Source organism: Nonomuraea sp. PA05 (genome assembly GCF_008086045.1).
Classification (GTDB): Bacteria; Actinomycetota; Actinomycetes; order Streptosporangiales; family Streptosporangiaceae; genus Nonomuraea; species Nonomuraea monospora.
Window position 1 is genome coordinate 309562 of record NZ_VSEY01000007.1, and the last position, 22891, is coordinate 332452.

16 protein-coding genes are annotated in these 22891 nt (G+C 72.6%); 7 read left to right on the plus strand and 9 right to left on the minus strand.

The features are described 5' to 3' along the window. Window positions 1-181: 181 nt before the first annotated feature. Window positions 182-1039 (plus strand): chorismate mutase, encoded by an 858-nt coding sequence (locus FXF51_RS63455; RefSeq protein WP_148434864.1) that lies wholly within the window; start codon window positions 182-184, stop codon window positions 1037-1039. On the opposite strand, the gene FXF51_RS14085 is transcribed toward FXF51_RS63455, so the two are convergent. Next, window positions 993-2204, minus strand: a complete 1212-nt coding sequence (locus FXF51_RS14085) for an SGNH/GDSL hydrolase family protein (protein WP_262379508.1) — start codon at window positions 2202-2204, stop codon at window positions 993-995. The two genes, FXF51_RS63455 and FXF51_RS14085, sit on opposite strands and share 47 nt — an antisense overlap. A gap of 97 nt (window positions 2205-2301) precedes the next feature. Further along, complete coding sequence (locus FXF51_RS14090) at window positions 2302-3639, minus strand: amino acid permease (protein WP_222871266.1); 1338 nt, start codon at window positions 3637-3639, stop codon at window positions 2302-2304. 166 nt (window positions 3640-3805) lie between these two features. Between FXF51_RS14090 and dnaE the strand changes: the two genes are divergently transcribed. From dnaE to FXF51_RS14105, 3 genes are all read left to right on the plus strand, one after another. Then, window positions 3806-7333 carry a DNA polymerase III subunit alpha gene (dnaE, locus tag FXF51_RS14095; RefSeq protein WP_148434930.1) on the plus strand — a complete coding sequence of 1176 codons (3528 nt, stop codon included), beginning with the start codon at window positions 3806-3808 and terminating at the stop codon, window positions 7331-7333. 76 nt (window positions 7334-7409) lie between these two features. Continuing rightward, the gene (locus FXF51_RS14100) at window positions 7410-8792 is read left to right on the plus strand and encodes an amidase (protein ID WP_148434865.1); all 1383 of its coding nucleotides are present in this window, start codon (window positions 7410-7412) and stop codon (window positions 8790-8792) included. A 163-nt stretch (window positions 8793-8955) separates the two neighbouring features. Next, window positions 8956-11391: an alpha/beta-hydrolase family protein gene (locus FXF51_RS14105; RefSeq protein WP_148434866.1), complete on the plus strand. Its 2436-nt coding sequence runs from the start codon at window positions 8956-8958 to the stop codon at window positions 11389-11391. Window positions 11392-11466: 75 nt separating this feature from the next. Here FXF51_RS14105 and FXF51_RS14110 read toward each other — a convergent pair whose 3' ends face one another. Further along, window positions 11467-11991, minus strand: coding sequence for a hypothetical protein (locus FXF51_RS14110; RefSeq protein WP_148434867.1), 525 nt, complete (start codon window positions 11989-11991; stop codon window positions 11467-11469). 185 nt (window positions 11992-12176) lie between these two features. Between FXF51_RS14110 and murA the strand changes: the two genes are divergently transcribed. After that, on the plus strand, window positions 12177-13487 hold the full coding sequence (gene murA, locus FXF51_RS14115; protein ID WP_262379509.1) for a UDP-N-acetylglucosamine 1-carboxyvinyltransferase: 1311 nt from the start codon (window positions 12177-12179) through the stop codon (window positions 13485-13487). Between the two features lie 53 nt (window positions 13488-13540). Then, a complete protein-coding gene (locus FXF51_RS14120) occupies window positions 13541-15889 on the plus strand; it encodes a transglycosylase domain-containing protein (RefSeq protein ID WP_262379510.1) in 2349 nt (782 codons plus the stop codon). 52 nt (window positions 15890-15941) lie between these two features. Here the strand turns inward: FXF51_RS14120 and ybaK are convergent, their stop codons facing one another. Together ybaK and FXF51_RS14130 are read right to left on the minus strand one after the other, a co-directional pair. After that, a complete protein-coding gene (gene ybaK, locus FXF51_RS14125; RefSeq protein WP_148434933.1) occupies window positions 15942-16397 on the minus strand; it encodes a Cys-tRNA(Pro) deacylase in 456 nt (151 codons plus the stop codon). A 377-nt stretch (window positions 16398-16774) separates the two neighbouring features. Then, window positions 16775-17584 (minus strand): AraC family transcriptional regulator, encoded by an 810-nt coding sequence (locus FXF51_RS14130; protein ID WP_148434868.1) that lies wholly within the window; start codon window positions 17582-17584, stop codon window positions 16775-16777. A 54-nt stretch (window positions 17585-17638) separates the two neighbouring features. On the opposite strand from FXF51_RS14130, the gene FXF51_RS14135 reads away from it, so the two are divergent. Then, window positions 17639-18760, plus strand: coding sequence for an MFS transporter (locus FXF51_RS14135; RefSeq protein ID WP_262379512.1), 1122 nt, complete (start codon window positions 17639-17641; stop codon window positions 18758-18760). Between the two features lie 17 nt (window positions 18761-18777). Here FXF51_RS14135 and FXF51_RS14140 read toward each other — a convergent pair whose 3' ends face one another. From FXF51_RS14140 to FXF51_RS14155, 4 genes are all read right to left on the minus strand, one after another. After that, complete coding sequence (locus FXF51_RS14140; RefSeq protein WP_148434870.1) at window positions 18778-20547, minus strand: DUF11 domain-containing protein; 1770 nt, start codon at window positions 20545-20547, stop codon at window positions 18778-18780. Between the two features lie 90 nt (window positions 20548-20637). Continuing rightward, window positions 20638-21642, minus strand: a complete 1005-nt coding sequence (gene ligD / locus FXF51_RS14145) for a non-homologous end-joining DNA ligase (RefSeq protein ID WP_148434871.1) — start codon at window positions 21640-21642, stop codon at window positions 20638-20640. A 48-nt stretch (window positions 21643-21690) separates the two neighbouring features. Next, complete coding sequence (locus tag FXF51_RS14150) at window positions 21691-21885, minus strand: hypothetical protein (protein ID WP_148434872.1); 195 nt, start codon at window positions 21883-21885, stop codon at window positions 21691-21693. Between the two features lie 51 nt (window positions 21886-21936). Beyond that, the gene (locus tag FXF51_RS14155) at window positions 21937-22860 is read right to left on the minus strand and encodes a hypothetical protein (RefSeq protein WP_148434873.1); all 924 of its coding nucleotides are present in this window, start codon (window positions 22858-22860) and stop codon (window positions 21937-21939) included. Window positions 22861-22891: the final 31 nt, after the last annotated feature.

Sequence of the window (22891 nt, forward strand, 5' to 3'; positions counted from 1 at the left end):
AGGTGGAGGCGGGGGTGTAGGGTCTATATATGACTTGTCGTCGCTACGCGTTTACCGAGCCGGCTCCGGGAGAGCCGGTCGTCAGCTAGCGACCACCTGGAGTCGGCACGAGGCAGAGACAACCGTCTCTGCCTTTTTCGTTTTCCGCCGGCTCCGGAGGCCGGCCGAGTGGGGAGTCGGGATGTCATCGATCTTGGAACGGCACGCGGTCGCCGTGGGCGGCCTCCTCGTGGGCGCGGGGCCCGCCGTGGTGATCGGCGACCGGGTGAGCCTGCGCGCGGACCCGCACGCGGATCCGCGGGCGGGGTTGCGGGCGGGGGTCACGCTCGCGGAGCCGGCCACGGCGGCCGACCTGCCCGCCATCGCCGAGCACGCGGCGGCCGTGGTGGTGGGCGCGTCGTGGACGCGTGACATCCCCCTCGTGCGCGCCGCCGCCGGGCTCGGGCTGCCCGTCGTCGTGGAGCGGAGGGCCGGCGCCTCCATGGAGGAGTGGCTGGGGCTGGCCGCCTACTGCGCGGGCGAGGGCGACGGCCGGGTGATCCTCTGCGAGGCAGGCAGCCGCCCCGACCTGGCGCTCGTGCGGGCCGCGCGGGCCGCGTCAGGGCGTCCCGCGCTGGTGGACGTCTCGGCCGACATCGGCCTGTCGGCCGCCGCCGTCGCCGCGGGCGCCGACGGCCTGATCATCGGCACGGGGACGTCGTCCGGCGCGGAACGGCGGGTCGCCGAGGAGTCCGTGACCGTCGTCGGCGCGCTGCTGCGCGACGAGACGCCCGGTACGCTGCCCGAGTGCAGGCAGGCGATCGACCGGGTCGACGCCGCCCTCGCCACGCTGCTGGAGCGGCGCGCCGAGCTGGCCGGCATCGTGCAGCGGCTCAAGCCCGTGGGCGGGTTCGCCGGGCGCGACCTGGGCAGGGAGCGCGACGTGGTGGCCAGGATGGCCGTGCGGGCGCCCGCGCTGGGCGAGTCGCGGCTGTCGGCCATCATGAACGCCGTCATCGAGGCGGGGCTGCACCTTGCGGAGGAGCGTTCTGGCCGGTGACCAGGACGTTGTTCATCGGCCTGCCGGGGCCCGCGGCGATCTGCTTGGTGATCAGCTCGGCGAAGCGGCGGTACCCGTCACCCGTCGGATGGTAGCTGCGCGCGTTGACCCGCAGCGCGTCCATGTCCAGGGCCAGCCCGTTCAGGAACGGGCGCGGGCGGCCCACCTCGTGTCCGGTGAAGGCCTCGTAGGCGTCTACGTACTCGGCGCTCCCCGGCGCCCCGAAGGCCGCGATGGCCCGGTCGAAGTCCGCGACCACGGCGCCCACCGTGTCGTTGAGCCGCCGCGTCACGGTGTTCAGCCAGCGCTGGTCCGCCACGGTCAGGTTGTCGACGCCGCCCACCGGCTCCGCCGGGAACGGGCGCGGGTAGCCGAGCACGATGACGCGCGCTCCCGGCGCGCGCACGCGCACCTCCTTGAGCACCCTCAGCATGCTCGTGCGCAGCTCCTCGATGCGCCGGTTGACCGCCGCGTCCTGGTCGACGCAGGCGGACGACCACGGGATCTTCACGATGCAGCCCGTCAGCACCCTGGTGAAGCCGGCGTCGTTGCCGCCGATGCTCAGCGTCACCAGGCTCGTCGCCGCGCTCACGCGGGTGATTTGGGGCTGATGGCCGTACTGGCCTGACAGGAGCTGGCGGGTGGTGGCGCCGCTGCAGGCGTAGAACGCGGTCCCGCCGCCGAAGCGGTAGGCCCGGGCGACGAGCGGCACGTACGAGCCCTCCGAGCGGTGGCAGCGGTCGGCCCCGTCGTTGACCGGCGGCTGATCCAGCTCCCAGACGCCCTCGCCGGAGGAGTAGGAGTCGCCGAGCGCCACGTACGTGCCGCTCTGGGCCACCTGGACGGCCGTCAGCCTGGTCACCCGCGGTAACTCGCCCCGGGGCGCGGCGGCGGTGGGGCAGCCCGCGTCCAGCACGGCGCAGGCCAGCTTGGGGTAGAGGTCCAGCGGCAGGCACGCCACGGCCAGCGCGACGCCGATCGCGGCCGCGGCCGCCGCCCGGACGATCCGCCGCCTCGGAGCGTCTCGCGCGGCGTCGTCCCGCGCGAGGTCGTCCCGCGCGGCCTCGTCCCGTGCGGGTTCACCGCGTGCGACCTCGTCCCGTGCGGGTTCACCCCGTGCGGCCTCGTTCAGCACCGCCGCATCCCGTGTGACCTCGTCCAGCACGACCTCCCCGAGCGGTGACTCCTCTGCTGCGCCATCGAGACTACCCAGCGGGGGCGTCCGCGCGGAGCTGTCGCGGGCGTGCGGAAAGGGGTCCTGTTCAGGCGCGGCGGCGGCGGACGGCGTACCAGCCGAGCGCGATGCCGGCCACGAGCAGCGGGATGAGGAAGAACGCCACCCGCTGGTCCTGGTCGGCGAACGGCATGAGCAGCACCACCAGCGCCAGGAACGCCAGGGTGAGCCAGTTGGTCCAGGGCGTGCCCGGCATCGGGAAGGCCGAGCGGTGGCCGGTGCGGCGCAGCCGGGCCTGGCAGTGCACCAGCACCCCCCACGTCGTGATCACGCCCAGGGAGGCCACGGCGGTGGCGATGTTGAAGGCGCGTTCCGGCAGGAAGTAGAACAGGGCCACTCCCGCCAGGAACATGGCCGCGGTGAACACGATGCCGCCGACGGGCACGTGCCGGCCGCTGAGCGCGCCGGCGAAGCGGGGGGCCTCCTGCTTCATCGCCATCGAGCGCAGGATGCGGCCCGTGGCGTACAGGCCGGAGTTGCAGGACGACAGCGCGGCGGTGATCACGACGAGGTTCATGGCGTCGGCCGCCCACGGGACGCCCAGCCCGGAGAAGACCGTCACGAACGGGGAGGTGCCCGCGCTGTAGGCGGTCCACGGCAGGACCATGGCCAGCAGCGTCACCGAGCCCACGTAGAAGATCGCGATGCGCCAGACGACGCCGTTGATGGCCTTCGGCATGACCTCGTGCGGCCTGGCCGTCTCGCCCGCCGTGATGCCGACCAGCTCGATCGAGGCGTACGCGAAGACCACCGACTGCAGGCTCATCAGCACCAGCGGGAACCCGGTCGGGAAGAACCCGCCGTGGCTGACCAGGTTGTGCGGCCCCGCCTCGCCGACGGCGAACACCACCAGCACCAGGCCGACGACCAGGAACACCGTGATGGCCACGACCTTCAGCATGGCGAACCAGAACTCCAGCTCGCCGAACAGGCGCACCGACAGCAGGTTGACCGTCATGACGAAGGCCAGCGCGATCAGCGCCGTGAGCCACTGGGGGAAGGCGGGGGCCCAGTAGTTGATGTAGGTGGCGATCGCGGTCAGCTCGGCGACGCCGGTGGCGGCCCAGTTGATCCAGTACATCCAGCCGCTGGCGAAGGCCGCCCACGGGCCGATGAACTCACCGGCGTACTCGACGAACGAGCCGGAGACGGGCCGGTAGAGGACCAGCTCGCCGAGCGCCCGCATGACGAAGAACGCGGCCAGCCCGGCGGCGGCGTAGGAGAGCACCAGGGCGGGCCCCGCGGCGGCCAGCCGGCCGCCCGCGCCGAGGAAGAGGCCGACGCCGATGGCCCCGCCGATGGCGATCATCTGGACCTGGCGGTTGCCCAGCGCGTGCGTGTATCCCTCTTCGGTCTGCGTGCGCACTCCGCGACTCCTCGATCACCCGGCGTGACTTCGAGGATATCGGGGCTGCTGATCGCGACGGCCCGCGGCGCGCCGGTCCCCGGCGCCGCCGGAGGGGCCCCGGGTTGTCGGCCGGGGCCACTAGAGTCAGATGCCACAACCCATCGAGACCGGGAGGCGCCGCTCCATGTCGTCCAGCGACTCGTTCGTGCACCTGCATGTTCATACGGAATACTCCATGCTGGACGGGGCCGCCCGCCTCAAGCAGATGTTCAAGCAGGTCGGCGACCTGGGGATGCCCGCGATCGCGATCACCGACCACGGCAACATGCACGGCGCCTACGACTTCTACAAGCAGGCCACCGGCGCCGAGATCAAGCCGATCATCGGCATCGAGGCCTACGTCGCGCCGGAGTCGCGGCACAACAAGAAGCCGGTGCTGTGGGGCGAGCCGCACCAGAAGCGGGACGACGTCTCAGCGGGTGGTTACTACACCCACATGACGATCTGGGCGCGCAACAAGACGGGCCTGCACAACCTCATGCGGCTGTCCTCGCGCGCCTACACCGAGGGCTTCGTGCGCAAGTGGGCGCGGATGGACGCCGACATCCTCGCCGAGCACGCCGACGGCCTGATCGCGACGACCGGCTGCCCGTCGGGCGAGGTGCAGACGAGGCTGCGGCTCGGCCAGTACGACGAGGCGGTCAAGGCCGCCGCGAAATATCAGGACATCTTCGGCAAGGAAAACTTCTTCCTGGAGATCATGGACCACGGCCTCGACATCGAGCGCCGCGTCCGCGACGGCCTGACCAGGATCAGCAAAGAGCTGAACATCCCGCCGCTGGTGACCAACGACTCGCACTACACCTACGAGGCCGACGCCTCCTCCCACGACGCCCTCCTGTGCATCCAGACCGGCAAGCAGCTCTCCGACCCCGACCGCTTCCGCTTCGACGGCTCCGGCTACTACATCAAGAGCGCCGACGAGATGCGCGCGGTCGACTCCTCCGACCTGTGGGCCGAGGGCTGCCGCAACACGCTGCTGGTGGCCGAGAAGGTCGATCCGGCCGGGTTCTTCGAGTTCAAGAACCTGATGCCGACCTTCCCCATCCCCGAGGGCATGACGGAGAGCGCGTTCTTCCGCCAGACCGTCTGGGAGGGCATGGACCGGCGCTGGCCCGAGGGCTACGACGAGGAGCACCGCCGGCAGGCCGAGTACGAGATCGGCATCATCGAGCAGATGGGCTTCCCGAGCTACTTCCTCGTGGTCGCCGACTTCATCATGTGGGCCAAGCAGAACGGCATCCCGGTCGGCCCCGGCCGTGGCTCGGCCGCCGGTTCGCTGGTCGCGTACGCGATGGGCATCACCGACCTCGACCCGCTCCCGCACGGCCTGATCTTCGAGCGGTTCCTCAACCCCGAGCGCGTCTCCATGCCCGACGTCGACATCGACTTCGACGAGCGCAGGCGCGGTGACGTGATCCGCTACGTGACCGAGAAGTGGGGCGCCGACAAGGTCGCCATGATCGCCACGTTCGGCACCATCAAGGCGAAGGCCGCCATCAAGGACGCGGGCCGCGTCCTGGGCTACCCGTACGCGCTGGGCGACCGCGTCTCCAAGGCGTTCCCGCCCGCCGTCATGGGCAAGGACATCCCGCTGTCGGGCATCTTCGACAAGGACCACCCGCGCTACGCCGAGGCGGGCGAGCTGCGCCGCCTCTACGACGAGGACGTCGACGTCAAGGCGACGATGGACCTCGGCAAGGGCCTGGAGGGCCTGATCAGGCAGACCGGCGTGCACGCCGCCGGCGTGATCATGTCCGCCGAGGTGCTGACCGACCACGTCCCGATCATGCGCCGCGACTCCGACGGCGCGATCATCACGCAGTTCGACTACCCGACCTGCGAGACGCTCGGCCTGCTGAAGATGGACTTCCTGGGCCTGCGCAACCTCACCATCATGGACGACTGTCTCAAGATGATCGAGTCGACCACGGGTGAGAAGATCGACCTGCTGGCGTTGCCGCTCGACGACCGCAAGTCGTACGAGCTGCTGGGCAGGGGCGACACGCTGGGCGTGTTCCAGCTCGACGGCGGCGGCATGCGCTCGCTGCTGCGCCTGATGCGCCCCGACAACTTCGAGGACATCTCCGCCGCCCTCGCGCTCTACCGTCCGGGCCCGATGGGCGCCAACTCGCACACCAACTACGCGCTGCGCAAGAACGGGCAGCAGGACATCACGCCGATCCACCCGGCGCTGGAGGAGCCGCTCAAGGACATCCTCGACACGACCTACGGCCTGATCATCTATCAGGAGCAGGTCATGGCCATCGCGCAGAAGGTGGCCGGCTTCTCGCTCGGCGCCGCCGACCTGCTGCGCCGCGCCATGGGCAAGAAGAAGAAGTCGGAGCTGGACAAGCAGTACGCCGGCTTCGAGGGGGGCATGCTGGAGCGGGGCTATCCCGCCGAGGCCATCAAGGCGTTGTGGGACATCCTGCTGCCGTTCTCCGACTACGCCTTCAACAAGGCGCACACCGCCGCCTACGGCCTCATCGCTTACTGGACCGCCTACCTCAAGGCCAACTACCCGGCCGCGTACATGGCCGCGCTGCTCTCGTCGGTCAAGGACGACAAGGACAAGTCGGCCCTGTACCTGAACGAGTGCCGCCGCATGGGCATCAAGGTGTTCCCGCCGGACGTCAACGACTCCGACTTCGACTTCACCCCGCGCGGCACCGACATCCGCTTCGGCCTGTCGGCGGTCCGCAACGTCGGCGGCAACGTCGTCGACGGCATCATCTCCGCCCGCAAGGAGAAGGGCCGCTTCGGCGACTTCAAGGACTTCCTGCGCAAGGTGCCGGCCATCGTCTGCAACAAGCGGGTGATCGAGTCGCTGATCAAGGCGGGCGCGTTCGACTCGCTGGGGCACGTGCGCAAGGGCCTGGTCATGGTGCACGAGCAGGCCGTGGACGCGATCATCGACATCAAGAAGAACGAGGCCATCGGCCAGGACTCCCTGTTCGGCGCGATCGACGGCGGCGAGGACCAGACCTTCGACGTGCAGATCCCGGTGGGGGAGTGGGACAAGAACACGCTGCTGCAGTTCGAGCGGGAGATGCTCGGCCTGTACGTGTCCGACCACCCGCTGTTCGGCGTGGAGCACATCCTGGCCGCCGGGGCCGACTGCTCGGTCGCGGCCGTGCAGGACGAGAGCCGGTCCGACGGGCACGTGGTGACGGTGGGCGGCATCCTGAGCGGGGTGCAGCGCAAGGTCACCAAGAAGGGCGACACCTGGGTGCTGACCCAGCTCGAAGACCTGGCGGGCTCGATCGAGGTGATGATCTTCCCGTCGGCGTACCAGCTCTGCTCGACGCTGCTGGCGGAAGACGCGATCGTGTTCGTCAAGGGCCGCATCGACAAGCGCGAGGACGTCGCCAAGATCATCGCCACCGAGGTCACGGCCCCCGACCTCACCCAGGAGGCGGGCGGGCCGCTGCTGGTCAGCCTGCCGCTGACCCGCTGCACGCCGCCGGTGGTGGGGCGGCTGAAGGAGATCCTCACCACCCATCCGGGCACGTCCGAGGTGCACCTCCAGGTGCACAACGGGCCCAAGACGACGGTGATGCGGGTGGACGACCGGCTGCGGGTGACGCCCTCGCCCGCGCTGATGGGCGACCTCAAGCAGCTCCTCGGCCCGGCCTGCCTGGGCGCGTGACTCTCCCGCTCCGGCGGGGCGGCGTCGGCAACCCTCGCCGTCGCCCCGCCGGAGCCCGTGGGGCAGGATCGCAGACGTGAGCGAACTGCATTTCCTGACCGCGACCGAGCTGGCCCGGCTGATCCGCGCCCGGCAGGTGAGCGCCGTCGAGGTGCTCCAGGCCCACCTCGACCGGATCGAAGAGGTCAACCCGCACGTCAACGCCATCGTCACCCTCGCCGCCGAACGGGCCATGAAGGCGGCCGAGGACGCCGACGCCGCCCTGTCGGCCCAGGAGGCGGCCGGGCCGCTGCACGGCGTGCCCGTCGCGCACAAGGACCTCGTCGACACCGCCGGGATCAGGACCACCTACGGCTCGCCGCTGTTCGCGGACCACGTGCCCGAGCAGGACGACCTGATCGTCCAGCGGCTGCGCGCGGCCGGGGCCGTCACCGTGGGCAAGACCAACACGCCGGAGTTCGGCACCGGCTCCCACACCGTCAACGAGGTGTTCGGCGCCACCAGGAACCCCTACGACCTGTCCAGGTCCGCCGGCGGCAGCAGCGGGGGAGCGGCGGTCGCGCTGGCGACCGGGATGGTGCCGCTGGCCGACGGCTCCGACATGGGCGGCTCCCTGCGCACCCCCGCCTCGTTCTGCAACGTCGTCGGCCTGCGGCCGACGCCCGGCCGGGTGCCCGACGTCACCGACGTCAACGCCTGGTACACGCTGAGCGTCTCCGGGCCCATGGCCAGGACGGTCGAGGACGTCACGCTCATGCTCGGGGCCATCGCCGGGTTCGACCGGCGCTCCCCGTTCTCGATCAAAGAGGTGTTCACGCCCGAGCCCGAGCAGGGAGTGGCCGGGCTGCGCGTGGCGTGGAGCCCCGACCTGGGCGGGCTGCCGGTCGATCCGCGCACGGCGGCCGTCACCGCCACCGCGCCCGCCGTGTTCGAGCGGCTCGGCGCCCAGGTCGAGCAGGTCGAGCTCGACCTGAGCGACGCCGAGGACGCGTTCAGGACCTACCGGGCGTGGAACTACCTGCTCGTCCATGGCGACAAGAGCGGCCTGGGCCCCAACTCGGCGTGGAACGTCGAGCAGGGCCGCAAGGTCACCGGGGCCGACCTGGCCAGGGCCGAGCGGGCGCGCAGCCGCCTCTACCAGCGCATGGCCGCCTTCTTCGACACCTACGACGTGCTGATCGCGCCGGTCAGCCAGGTGCCGCCGTTCCCCGTCGAGCATCCGCACGTCAGCGAGATCAACGGCGAGAAGCTGCCCGACTACCTGGCCTGGATGCGGTCGGCCTACTGGATCAGCGTGCTGCACGCGCCCGCCGCGTCCGTCCCGGCCGGGTTCACCGAGGACGGGCTGCCGGTGGGGGTGCAGATCGTCGGCAGGCCGTTCGAGGACGCCAGGGTGCTGCGGGTGGCGCGGGCCTTCGAGCAGGCCACGGGGCACGGCCTGCGCCGGCCGCCGCTCTGAGTCTTGGGGGTCGCCCGGAGCGGGTGATGCCGCCCGTACGCCGTCCGTGACACGTTCTCCTGATCGGGTCGTGCGGCGGGGCGGAGGTGGCAGGGATGTTCGCAGCTCACAGGGCGATCAGGCCACGGTGGGGTGAGAGGTGACGGGGCGTCGCCTCCGGCTCGTGAGACGGGCCGGAGCCCAGGCGTTGCGGCGGATCGTGTCGGCCGACACGGGGACGGTCGAGGCGGCGGGGCTGCTCGCCGCGGCCGGCAGCGTGGGGCCGTCCTTCCAGCCGGGCCTGCTCCCGCGCACCACCCGCGACCAGGCCCTGATCACCGGTGTGGTGGCCAGCGCCAACTACGCGTTCGCCGCCACGACGCAGGCGCTCGCCGAGGCGGTGGCGCGCCGCCTCGGCCGGCGCCTGGCCGTCGCACGAGGCCGCCCGCCGCGCCTGGAGGCCGGACGAGGGCGCCTGTCGCGCCTGGCCGTCGTACGAGGCCGCCTGTCGCGCCTGGATGCCGGACGAGGGCGTCTGCCCCGCCTGGCCGCCGCACGGGGCCGTCCGCTGTCGCGCCTGGACGTCGCACGAGGGCGAGGGCGTACGGGCCTGCACGGGATCGTCTCCGACCCCCGGACGACCGCGCTCCTCACCCAGGTGTGCGCCTGCGGGGCTGGGGTCGCCCTGCAGCGGCTGGCGGCGCAGCGCCCGGGAGAGGGGCTGGGCCGGGCGGCGGTGCGGGTGTTCGGGTGGCGGCTGACGGCGGGAGGCGTTGCGGGGGCCCTGGCCACGGCGGCCGACGCGGTGGCCGATCGGCTGACCGGCGCGCCGACGGGGGCGCGGATTAACGTCGCCGCCACGCTCCTGGCGGGCGCGGGCGTCAGCGCCGTCCTCTACGCCCGCCAGCGCCGGGCAGCGGCCCTGCCCGCGGCGCCGCAGCCGATGCGGTCGGCGGTGCCCGCCGGGGCGCGGTCGGTGCACGTGCCTCATGGGGCGCGGGCGGTGCGGTCGGTGGATGCGCCTGGCGAGGCGGGGGTGGATGCGCCTGGCGAGGTGGGGGCGGTGCGGTCGGTGGACGTGCCTGGCGGGGCGCGGGCGGTGCGGTCGGAGGATGCGCCTGGCGAGGTGGGGGCGGTGCGGTCGGAGGATGCGCCTGGCGAGGTGGGGGCGGTGCGGTCGGCGGGCGTGCCCGGCGGGGCGCAGGCCGTGCGGCCGGCGGGCGTGGCCGCCGGGGTGGAGGCGGGGCAGGCAGGCGGCGTGGGCACCGGGGTGCAGGCGTTGCAGGCGGTCGGCGTGGGCACGATCATCTCCGCCTCGATCCTGGCGGCGGCGCGGGCGGAGGCCGCCGCGGCGGCGGCGCTCGGCCGGGCCATCGCGCTGGCCGTGCCGTCACTCGCGCCCGCGGAACGCGTCGCCGGCCACGCGATCACCCTGGCTCTGCTCACCTACGCGGCCCGCCGCGCGGCCGTGGTCGCCTACCGCCGCATCGACTCCGCCGGCGTGGTGGTCGAGCCCGCGCACCAGGAGCAGCCCACGTCCCGCCTGGTCAGCGGCGGCCCCGCCAGCCTGGTCCGGTGGGCGGACTTCGGCCGCGAAGGCCGCAGGTACGTCGGCATGACGCTGACCGCCCAGGACATCGCGCACGTCACCGGCGCCGCGGACGCCCGCGACCCGATCCGCGTGTTCGTCGGCCTGGCCTCGGCCCTGACTCCCGGCGAGCGGGCCGACCTGGCGATGCGCGAGCTGGAGCGCTCGGGAGCGTTCGAGCGGAGCGTCCTGGCCTACTTCTCGCCCACGGGCAGCGGATACGTCAACTACGTGGCCGCCGAGACCCTGGAGTACCTGACCAAGGGCGACGTGGCGTCGATCGCCATCGCCTACTCCGTCCGGCCGTCCTTCCTGTCGCTGGACAGGGTACGGGCCGCGTGGGAGGAGAACCTGGCGTTCCTGACGGCGCTGAGCTGGCGGCTGCGCTCCATCGACCCGGCCCGCCGCCCACGGCTGGTGCTGTTCGGGGAGAGCCTGGGCAGCCAGGCGGCCCAGAACGTCTTCCTGCACCAGGGCGCGCGGGGCCTGGACCTGCTCGGCATCGACCGGGCGCTGTTCGTCGGCACGCCGTTCGCGTCGGCCTGGCGGCAGGCCTGGCTGGACGACCCGGCGGGGTGCGACGGTGAGGGCCGCGTGGCGGAGGTGGCGTCGTACGAGGAGTGGCTCGCGCTGCCCGAGGAACGGCGGGAACGGGTGCGGGTGGTCCTGCTGACCCACCACGAGGACCCGGTGCCGAAGCTGGGGCTGCCGCTGCTGATCCAGAGCCCCGGCTGGCTGGGGCCGGAGCGCGGCCCCGGCATCCCGGCCGCCGCCCGGTGGCGGCCGTTCGTCACCGCGCTCATCACGTTCGTGGACGTGCTGAACGCTATCCACGTCGTGCCGGGGCAGTTCGTGTCGCTCGGCCACGACTATCGGGGTGACCTGGCGCGTTTCGTCCGGCTCGCCTTCGACCTGCCCGCCGACGAGGCGACGATGGCGGCCGTCGAGCGGGCGCTGCGGGATCGCGAGCTGGACTGGGCCAACCGGAGGGTGGCGGGCGGCAAGGAGGAGGGCGCCACCCTGCCCGCGTAACTGTCAGCCGCCGTGCCCGCGCGATCGCGAGCCGCCCGGCCCGCGTGATCCCGAGCCGCCGTGCCCGCGTGACCGCTAGGACACGATCTCGCCGTACGGCTGCCGCAGCGGCGACTCGCGGTAGCCGTGCATGCCCTCCAGCAGCCCGAAGAACCCCACGGCCAGCAGCGGCCAGGACACCAGCACGCCGGTGGCGGTCAGCTTCAGCGCGCCGGGGACGATCTTCGCGTCCGGCACCATCACGCTGGGCGCCGCCTCCACCGTGACGGCCCCGAGCGTGAAAGTGGACCCTGTCCACAACGTCAGGAACGCGGCCGCCACCCCGCCGGCGCACAGCCCGAGCAGCACGGGCAGCATCCACCGCCGCGCCGAGAACCAGGCGACGCCGCCGCACAGCAGCCCGAGCCCGCCCGTGATCGCCGCGAACCAGCCGTCGGCCGCGATCAGCGCCTGCGTGGTCGGGTCGGCCAGTACCGTGCCCTGGTCGGTGACCTGGTACGGCGCCCGCGGCGTCAGCCCTGACCAGAGCAGCCCGGCGGTGACCCCGAGAGCGGCGAGTGTGAGGACAGTTACCGCAAAAGCGCGTACTTCCCTCGTCACGCCACTCCCCCTCACATGTACGGCCGAATCAGCTCGATGGTATCCCTCAGCCCGGCCCGCGACCCCGCCGCGGCCTGTGAAGGCTGGCCCCCGGAGCACACGAATGCGGACTCTTGGGAACCTCGACGTACGATCGTGCATCGTGTGCGGTTGCGCACGACCTCGATTGAAAAGGGCAGAACTTCGTGATTGCAGACGAGTCCTGGCTAATTGAACCTTCCGGACCCCTCCGGGGAGACGTCGAAGTACGCGGTTCCAAGAACGGCGTGTCCAAGCACATGGTCGCGGCCATGATGGGCAACGGCGAGAGCAGCATCCACAACGCCCCCGAGGTGGGCGAGGTGGAGATCACCGCCGCCATGCTCCGGGCACTCGGCATCCACGTCGAGATCTCCCGTACCGAGATCAGGATCGAGAAGGGCGCGGAGATCGAGCCCCGGGTCCCCGACGCGTTCACCGGCCTGAACCGCATCCCGATCCTCATGCTCGGCCCCCTGCTGCACCTGGCGGGGGAGGCGTTCGTGCCGCTGGTCGGCGGCGACCCGATCGGGCGGCGGCCGGTGAACTTCCACGTGGACGCCCTGCGCGCGATGGGCGCCGAGGTCCAGGTGGGCGACACCGGCATCTACGCCAAGGCCAAACGGCTCAACGGCACCAGGATCGAGCTGCCGTACCCGAGCGTGGGCGCCACCGAGACGGTGCTGATGTCGGCGGTGCTGGCCGACGGCAAGACGGTGCTGAAGAACGCGGCCACCGAGCCGGAGGTGGTGGAGCTGGCGCTGTTCCTGCAGCGGATGGGCGCCAGGATCGAGCTGTCGCCCGACCGCAGGATCGTCATCGAGGGCGTCGAACGGCTGCGCGGCGCCCAGACCTGGCTGACCGGCGACCGCATCGAGGCGTTCTCGTACCTGGCGGCGGGCCTGATCACCCAGGGCGAGGTGCGCGTGCACGGCTGCCCGCAGGACCGGCTGGTCACCGCGATCACCACGCTGGCCAGGATGGGCGCCCAGTTCGACATCAACGACGAGTACCTGTGCGCCACCGCGCCCCCCGAGGGCCTGCGCTCGGCGGCCGTGCAGACCGACACCCACCCCGGCTTCATGACCGACTGGCAGACGCCGCTCATGGTGCTGTTCACGCAGAGCCAGGGCATGTCGGTGCTGCACGAGACGGTCTTCGAGAACCGCCTGGTGTACGTGCCCGCGCTGCAGAAGATGGGCTGCGAGATCGAGGTGTTCGACCAGTGCCTGGGCGGGCCCGCCTGCCGCTACCACGACACCAACGCCCGCCACTCGGCCGTCGTGCGCGGCGTGTCCAAGCTCAAGGGCGCCGACGTGACGCTGCCCGACATCAGGGCCGGGTTCTCGGCGGTGCTGGCGGCGGCGGTGGCCGACGGGCCGTCCACGCTGCGCGGCGTGCACCACATCGAGCGCGGCTACCACCGGCCGTTCGAGCAGTTCGTGTCGCTCGGTCTGAACATCACACGCCAACGGTAAAGAGGCAGGAAGCGGGCGTTTGCCGCCCATCCGGACGTCGCAGATCATCTGACGTGACCGTACTCAGATCCGTCGGGACGCTCGGCCTGGCGGGGGCGCTCGGCGGGGTGCTGGCGGCCGCGCTGGCCGCGCCGCTGGTCGGCGGGGGCGGCCTCGCGGCGATGAGCGTCACGAACACCTTCGTGGACCTGCCGCCCGCCCCGCGCGAGGAGCCGCTCGCCCAGGTGACCAGGCTCCTCGACAAGGACGGGCGGCCCTTCGCCCAGTTCTACGAGGCCAACAGGACGGCCGTCAGGCTCGGCGCCGTCGCGGCCGTCATGCGCAAGGCCATCGTGGCGATCGAGGACGCGCGCTTCTACGAGCACGGCGGCCTCGACGTCAGGGGCACCGTCCGGGCGCTGCTCACCAACACCCAGGCGGGCGGCATCCGGCAGGGCGGCTCGTCGCTGACCCAGCAGCTCGTCAAGAACATCCTGGTGGAGAGCGCGCGCAGCGACGCGGAACGCGACAGGGCCCGCGCCCCGAACCTGGCCCGCAAGATCACCGAGCTGCGGTACGCGCTCGCGCTGGAGAAGAAGTACCGCAAGGACGAGATCCTGGAGCGGTACCTGAACATCGCCTACTTCGGCGCAGGAGCACACGGCGTCGAGGCCGCGGCCAGGCGGTTCTTCTCCACCTCCGCCTCCCGGCTGACCCTCACCCAGGCGGCCACGCTGGCGGGCGCGGTGCGCATGCCGTACTCGACCGACCCCTCGCTCGGGCAGGCGCACAGGGAGCGCCTGAAGATGCGCCGCGACCTCGTGCTCGACCGCATGGCGGGGCTCAAGCAGATCACTCAGCAGGAGGCCGCGCAGGCCAAGGCCGCGCCGCTCGGCATCAGGCTGCGGCCGGAACCCGGCGGCTGCGCGCAGAGCCAGTACCCGTTCTACTGCCTGTACGTGCAGCGCGAGCTCCTGTCGAACCCCGTCTTCGGCAACACCGCACGCGAGCGGCAGGCGCGGATGGCCAGAGGCGGCCTGACGATCAGGACCAGCCTCGACCCCACCGCGCAGCGCGCCGCCGAACGGGCCATCCGCGAGCACGTCGCCGCGGAGGACACCGAGGTGGCCGCCGAGGCCATGGTGGAGCCGCGCACCGGCCGGATCAAGGCGATGGCCGCCAGCAAACGCTTCGGCCGCAACCCCGGCGACCGCAAGAACGGCCCCAAGACGACCTTCAACCTGCCGGCCGACGTCGCGCACGGCGGCGGGCAGGGCTTCCAGGCAGGCTCCACGTTCAAGGTGTTCACCCTGGCCACCGCGCTGCAACAGGGCTGGCGCTTCGGCGACGGCTTCCAGACGCCCGGCTCGCTGGTGCCAGGTCAGGGCTACCGCGACTGCACGGGACGCCCCGTCAACGACCCCGGCACCCGCGTGCTCAACGCCAGCGGCGAGGGCGAGGGCGGCCCGCACAGCATCGAGACCGGCACCTGGAAGTCGGTGAACATCTTCTACATGATGCTGGAGCGCAAGGTCGGCCTCTGCAACGTCGTCCGCATGGCCAGGACGCTCGGCGTCACCAGGGCGGACGGGGAGCCGCTCAAGGAGGTGCCCACGTTCACGCTCGGCGTCAACGAGATGGACCCCGTGACGGTCGCGGCCTCGTTCGCGGCGTTCGCCGGGCGCGGGCTGTACTGCCGGCCGCTGGCCATCGTCGAGATCACCGGCAGGGACGGGCGGCGCACCCACGTGCCGCCCTCCTGCGAGCAGGTCATCGAACGGCCCATCGCGGACGCCGTCAACCACGTGCTGGAAGGCGTCTTCGACCAGGGCACCATGAAGGGGCAGAGCATCGGCCGGCCCGCCGCGGGGAAGACCGGCACCAACAACGGCTACACCTCAGCCTGGTTCGCCGGCTACACGCCCCACCTGGCGGCGGCGGTCAGCGTGGGGGACATCCGGGGGTCCTACCGGTTCCCGCTCCAGGGGGTGGAGATCGGGGAGCGGTACTTCGGGTCGGTGCAGGGAGCCTCGCTGCCGGGGCCGATCTGGGTGGAGTCGATGAGCTCGGCGCTACGGCGTACGGAGCCGCGCGGGTTCACCGGGCCCGACATGTCACGCTTCGGCGGCGGGCACACGCCGGGGCTGGAGAAGGCGCTGGCGGAGGAGGAGCGCAAGAAGCGCGGGAACAACCCGTTCGGGCGGCGGATGCGGCGGCTGTTCGAGCGGCTGCTGGGGCAGAGCCCGGGGTCGGCGTCGGTGGAGTGGCCGCCGGCGCGCGACGGCGGACGTCCCGACGTGCTGCTGGAACGTCCGCCGGCCCTGGAGCGTCCGCGCCGCCCGGACCGGCCCCGTCGCGACCGCGCCCTGCGGCCGTACCCGCGCCTGGGACCCGAGGGACGGCGTCACGGACGCGGGCAATGAGAGCGTCGCCTCAGCGGGCCTGCCCCGAACGGGTGTCATCAAGGGGCTTGCCTCAGCCGGCCTTCCCGATGGGGGCCGTGACGGCGCGGGTGAGCGTGATGAGGTTGTCGGGGGCGGTCTCGATCTGCAGCCCCCGCTTCCCGGCCGAGAAGTAGATCGTCTCGAAGTCCAGCGCCGACGAGTCCACCACGGTGGGAAGCTGCTTGCGCTGCCCCAGCGGGCTGATCCCGCCGACGACGTACCCCGTCACCCGCTCCACCTTGGCGGCGTCGGCCATCGCGGCCCGCTTGCTGTTGAGCGCACCGGCCAGGGCCTTCAGGTCCAGCTTGCCCGCCACCGGCACCACCGCCACCGCCAGCCCGCTCTCGACCTCGGCGACGAGCGTCTTGAAGATCCGCTCGTACGGAACGCCCAGCGCGTCGGCGGCCTCCTCTCCGTAGGCCTGCGCGGCCGGGTCATGGTCGTACGGGTGGAGCGTGAAGTCGGCCTTGGCGTCGGCCAGCGCCATGGTGGCGGGGGTGCCGCCCTTGCCTTTCGATTTACTCACGGCACGCGATTGTAGGGCGTACTCCTCGGCCAGCCGGCGGAACGGCGCCATGGCCTCGCCTGCCTCACGGTGGAACTCCTCCTCCTGCTCGGCCGTGGCGGGCCGGTCCGCGCCGTCCACGCCGTGCCGCCGCTCCCGGTCCAGGCTCTTCCCTCGTGATCATCAGTACCAGAGCGCCCTCGGCGCGGCGGTTTCCGGCCCCGATCCGGCTGAACTCGTACGCCGTCAGCGGGTAGCCGTCCTCCCAGGCCCGGTCGAAGGCGTCCACCAGCTTCTTGCAACCAAACAGCGCGCGAACGAAAGAGGCATTCCGGCCGCACGTCACCAAAGGCCACCGATCATTCGCTCGACGGCCGCACGCGCCCCGGCGTGTACCCGAACGCCCTCCTGAACACGTCGATGAACGCGCTCGCCGACGCCCACCCGCACCGGTGCGCCACCGTGGTCACCGGGAGGCCGTCGGCCAGCAGGAGGAGAGCGCGGTGGAGGCGGAGCTGGGTGCGCCACTGCGGGAACGTCATGCCCAGCTCTGCCCGGCAGAGGCGGGCCAGGGTGCGGTCGCTGGTGCCGGCCCGGGCGGCGAACTGGGCAAGGGTGCTCGGATCGGCCGGGTCGTGGTGCAGGGCGGCGCAGACGGCGGCCAGGCGGGGGTCCGTGGCGGTGGGCAGGTGCAGCGGCTGTTCGGGGGCGTGCCTGAGCTGGTCGAGCAACACCGCCAGCAGCCGCTCCCGCTCCCCGCCATCCTGCCGCTCCCGCTCCCGCTCCCGATCCCTGCCATTTCCGCGCCCTCGCTCCCCGCCACCCAGGTGTCCCGTGGTGTCGGCGGTGTAGGCGATGATCAGCTCGCGCAGCAAGGGGCCGACCGCGAGCACGGCGGGCCGATCCAGCCCCAGCGGGTTCTCCGTGAGGCCGACCAGGCGCAGGTCCGTGTCCCCGTGGGCGCGATGCTCGTGGACGGTTCCCGCGGGCACCCACAGGGCCCGGTTCGCGGGGGCCACCCAGGTGCCGGCGCCGGTGGTGACGGAGATGACGCCGCGGCAGGCGTACGCGATCTGGTGGGTGTCGTGGCGGTGCGCGTCGATGCCCGCGCCGGGCGCCAGCGGCCGCCGCCCGGTCGGCGCTTCGGACAGATGGCGGATTTCCGGCATGAATTGGCATTTTATCGGAAGCGGGCCATCCGCCCCCAGGCTGAGGATCGAGAGGTGAACAGGATCCCCTCGCTCTCCGCCGGACACGCCACCGTGGACTTCTACCAGGGCGCCGTCCCGGCCCTCGTGCCCTTCCTCGTGGCCGGGCGGGGCTATGGGTACGTCGCCGTCTCCGGCATCGTGCTGGCCGCCACGCTGCTGTCGTCCATCGTGCAGCCGCTCTTCGGCCTGCTCACGGACAGGTGGCGGATGCCGTGGCTGATCCCGGTGAGCATGATCCTGGCCGGGACGGGCGTGGCGATCTGCGGCGTCTCCGACTCGTACGTGCTGACCTGGCTGGCCGCCGCCCTGTCCGGGCTCGGCGTGGCCGCCTACCATCCGGAGGCCGCGCGCCTGGCCAGGATCGCCAGCGAGGGCAGCCATGTACGGATGAGCTGGTTCTCCACCGGCGGCACGCTCGGCTTCGCCTCCGCACCTGTGCTGGTGACGCCGCTGCTGGCCGGATGGGGGCTGGGCGCCTCGCCGTTCCTCGTGCTGCCCGCCCTGCTGGGCGCGGTCCTGACGTTGCCCGCGATCAGGGCACTGTCCGGCGGCGCGCGGGCGGCCCGCGCCGCAGGGCCCGTCTCCGGCAGGGACGACTGGCCGTCGTTCGCCCGCCTCACCCTGGTGATCGTCTTCCGCTCTGTCGTGTACGTCGGGCTGAGCGCCTTCGTGGCCCTCTACCTGGGCGGCGGCGCGGCCGGGGCGGTGGCGCTGTTCGTGCTGTTCGCGGGCGGCGCGGTGGGCACCGTCGTGGGCGGCAGGATGGCGGCCCGCCTGGGCCGGGTGCGCACGATGCGGCTGTCGTACGCGCTGGCCGTGCCCGCCGTGGCCGGCGTGGTGCTGGTGCCGGGCCCCGCCGCGTACGCGTTCGTCGCCGCCTCCTCCATCGCCCTGTACGCGCCGTTCTCCCTGCACGTGACGCTGGGCCAGGACTTCCTGCCGACCAGGGTGGGCACGGCCAGCGGCGTCACCCTGGGGCTGGCCGTCAGCGTCGGCGGCCTGGCCAGCCCGCTGGTGGGCGCGGTGGCCGAGGCGGCCTCCCTGCGTACGGCGCTGGCCTGCCTGATCGCGTTCCCCGTGCTGGCGCTGCTCATGGCCCGCACCATCAAGGAGCCCGACCCGGTGGCCGCCTGACCACTGCGCCCGCCTGGCTAGCCGGTGGTCGTGAGGCGCAGGACGCTGGTGTTGTCGCGCTGCGTCGGGTCCAGGCGGGTGGAGGTGACGCGCGCCGTGACGGGCAGCCTGCGCGGCGCGTCCGAGGCGACGCGGAGGCGCGCGGTCAGCCGCACCGGCCTGCCGGGATGGATGGTGCCGATCGTGCAGGCGGCCTCGCGATGCCCGCTCTTGCAGGTGGCCCCGCTGACCGAGGCCAGAGCCGCGCCGGGCGGCAGGGTGAGTGAGACCGGCACCTGGGCGGCGGCCATCAGCCCGCGCATGGTGACGGTGGCCGTGACAGAGACGGTGCCGCCGCGCCGGACCGGCCGGCCGGGGCCCGACAGGCTGACGGACAGCGCGTCGTACACGCCGCGCGGGTCCGCCCGCTTGACGATGGCGCCGTAACCGTCGATGTTGATCGCGTTGGCGACCGAGTTGCCGTCGGCCTCGCCGTCCTCCTTGCCCGCCGACAGCACGCCCACCAGGTCGCCGGTGCCCTTGACCACCCACGCCGCGCCGCTGTGCCCCTTGTACAGGTGGCAGTTGAACGTCTCCAGCCGCCCCGCCTTCGCCGCCGGGGCCGCGCTGCGGGCGGCGAGCATGGTGTCCGCGTGGGCGATCCCGAGCGCCTGCCTGGTCCTGGCCAGGCACCAGAGCTGGTCCCTGCCGTCGTACGGCTTCCTGCCGAGCAGCCCCGGATAGCCGATGGTGGCGATCGTGTGCCTGCCACCCTGGTTGAGCAGCGGAGTGAAGGCGCCCACGGCGTCCTGGAGGGTGCCGTCGCGCCTGCCCACCTCGACGAGGGCGACGTCGTAGATCGAGTTCCAGTCGCCGCCCGGCATGCCGGTGTAGCCGTCGGGCTTCCACGCGCGCCGGCCGCCCCACCGGCCGTACGGCTCGCGCTGCCGGACGGTGGCGCCCCGGCCGTCGTAGGCGGGCACGAACGCGAAGTTCGTGTGCCAGCGGCCGGCCGCCGCGCCCGCGGGCACGCCGTACACGCAGTGGGCGGCGGTGACGACGAGCAGCCTGGAGGCCGAGCGGACCACCGAGGCGCTGCAGGAGTCGCCATTGCCCGCCGCGTTGACGAAGAACAGGCGGCCGCTGATCCGGCTGGCGGGTGCGGCCGTGTACGGGCGGCGCACCCGGGCGTAGCCGTTGGTGTCGCCGCCCGGGGTGATGCGTCTGGAGGCGGGCACGCTGCGCTGCCGCTGGGCGGCGGCGCCGCTGTCGTCGGACTCCTCGCCGGTCGCGTCCTGGCCGCCGCCCGCCTCCGCGCCCTGGCTTCCACCGGCGTCCGTGGCCACCTCCGCGCCGGCCACCGCGCCCGCTCCCGCCACGGGACCCGCGTTGGTCGCCGTGCCCGTGCTCGCTCCGCCCGCCGCGCCTGCTCCGCCCGCCGCGTCCGTCACGGCCTCCGCGCCGATGCCCGTGCCCGTGCCCGCGCCGATGCCCGTGCCCGTGCCCGCGCCGGTGCCCGTGCCCGTGCCCGCGCCGGTGCTCGTGCTGGGCATGCTCGCCGGCAACTCCGCCGCCTTGGCCTTGGCCTGCTTGCCCGCCGTCCAGTACCGCACCGCCCGCCCCGGCCGCATCACCGGGGAGGCCGCGGCCCCCCAGGAGTCCTGCCGCACGATGGACGACGTCTGGGCGGCGCCGGTGACGGGTGAGGTCCGCCCGGCGGGTGCGGCCGGCGGCGGGTCGGCCGCCGCGGGCAGCGCGAGCGTGACGCCGGCCAGCGCGGTCAGGGTGGTGACCAGAGTCTTCTGCACAGTTGTCCCCCGAACAGCTCGATGACCTTCCGATCACTTTAAGTCACCAATAGGTGACTAAGTGTTGTCCGGGGGTGTGTGTCGGGTAAATCAGCCCGCGGCGGCGTCCCCCTGCCCGGGCGGCAGTTCGGCGGTGGTGGCCTCGCGCGGCTCGCGGTCGGGCCGCAGCCCCCGCCACGACGGGTGCCGCAGCCGCCCGTCGCCGGTGACCTCGGCGTACTGCACCTCACCGACCACCTGGGGGTCCACCCAGTGGGCGTCGCGGGCGTGCTCGCGCGGCACCGGCTCGTCGAACGGCGGATCGTCCCGCTCCAGGGGCGCCAGCCGTTCCCGCAAGTCGCGCAGCATGGCCTCGGTGAAGCCTGTGCCGACGTGGCCGACGTACCGCAGCCGGCCGCGCGGGTCGTACGCGCCGAGCAGCAGCGACCCGATCGTCCCCGACCGCCGCCCGCTGCCGGGCTTCCACCCGCCGATGACGACCTCGACGGCGCTGACGTTCTTGATCTTGGTCCATTCGCCGCTGCGCCGGCCCGGCCGGTACGGCGAGCTCATCCGCTTGCACACGACCCCTTCGAGCCCGAGCTGCCGCGAGGAGTCGAAGGCCTGCGAGGCGTGGTCGGCGAACCAGACGGGCACCTGCCACCGGTAGCCGGGCCGCAGCGTGCCCTCCAGCAGCTCGCGCCGCTCGACGTACGGCCGCGACACCACGCCGCTCTCGCCGAGGTGCAGGATGTCGAAGGCCATGAACGTCACGGGCACCGCCCTGGTCAGCTCGGCCACGGCCGCCGGGTTGCGCTGGTGCATCCGGGGCTGCAGCGCCTCGAAGCTGGGCCGTCCGGCCTCGTCGAAGGCCACCACCTCCCCGTCGATGACGGCCGCGCGCCCGCCGGTGGAGCCGGCCATGAGCTGCAGTTCGGGGTAGGCGGGGGTGATGTCCTTGCCGTTGCGCGACATCAGGCGGACGGCGCCGTCCTCGACGTAGGCGAGAGCGCGTACACCGTCCCATTTCATCTCGACGGCCCAGTCGTCGCCCTGGACGGAGGTCAGCGTCCCGAGCTGGGCCAGCATCGGCGCGTAGGCCGGCAGCCGCACCATGGTGCATGCCGTACCCCGCCTGCTTGATCGACAGTGGTGAAGAGGGGTCTACAGATGGTCAAGCGAGCTGTCTTCGACCAGTTCGGCCAGGTCCACGCCGTGCCGGCCCAGGTCGGAGACCGTCGCGCAGTATCCGCGCAGGTAGGTGCGGCCGTTGACCTGGTGGGAGACACGCAGCAGCGGGCGATCGTCCAGGATGATCGCCTCTACGAGGATGCCGCCGGGCCCGCGCCACTGTCCCATGCCGGTAAGAGTAGATGCCCGGACATAATGGACAGGTAATAAAGGGTGTCGTCAGGGGAAGGCGGGGCCCGGCTCGGGGGCGCCCGCGGGCCACGTGCGCCGCAGTCGCAGCACCGCCGCCGGGGCGTCGGGCGACTTCACGAACGCGTCCTTGAGCGGGAAGCACAGGTAGCCGCGAGTCGTCCAGATGTGGTGGCCGCCGAGGTCGAAGCAGCGCGCGCCGCGCGAGTCGTGCTGAGGGAATCCGGTCATGGCGAAATACAGGTGGCCGGAGTAGACGCCGCCGACGCCGTAGACGTCGATCCGGCCGCGCTCGCCCGCCTCGACGAGCAGGTGCGAGTGGACGATGTCGGAGGTGGGCCAGGAGCAGGCGTCGCCCACGCCCTGGGTGTAGCTGCCGGTGAACTGGGCGTGGCCGGGGATGACGACGTCGAGCGTGCCGCCGGCCGCCCACCCGCCGGCCGCGGTGCCGGCCTTGAGGATCTCGCTGCCGACGGAGTACGGCAGCCTGGTGCCGCCCTCGGCGGTGGCGGTGGCGGCCCGCCACGGATAGCGGACGTCGAGGCAGCCGCCGAACGCCAGGTGCCCGGCGTACCGCGAGATCAGCTCCTCGAAGTGGTCGAGCACCAGCCTGGCGGTGGGATGCCCGGTGCGGTGGTCGACGATCGTGGTGCCGCGCGCCCGCTCGCCGTCGTTGAAACAGCTCGGGCAGACCTTCTTCACCTCGGCCCACCGCTCCTCGCACGGCTCGACCCCGGAGACCGTCTTCCACTGCGCGCCGCGCGGCACGCCGGCGGCGGCGACGTGCCGCGGGACCGTGTAACCGGGGTCGGTGCCCGGCGGGACGAGCGGGATGCCGGCCACCGCGTCGGGCTCGGCCTCCTCCACCTGGTGCGACGCCGCGGCGTGCCGCGCGGACGAGCAGACCACCAGGCCCTGATGGTGCGTGTCCGTGCCGGTGCTGTTGTGGTGCATGAGACGGCCCCCCTACGACACGTGCCCGGCC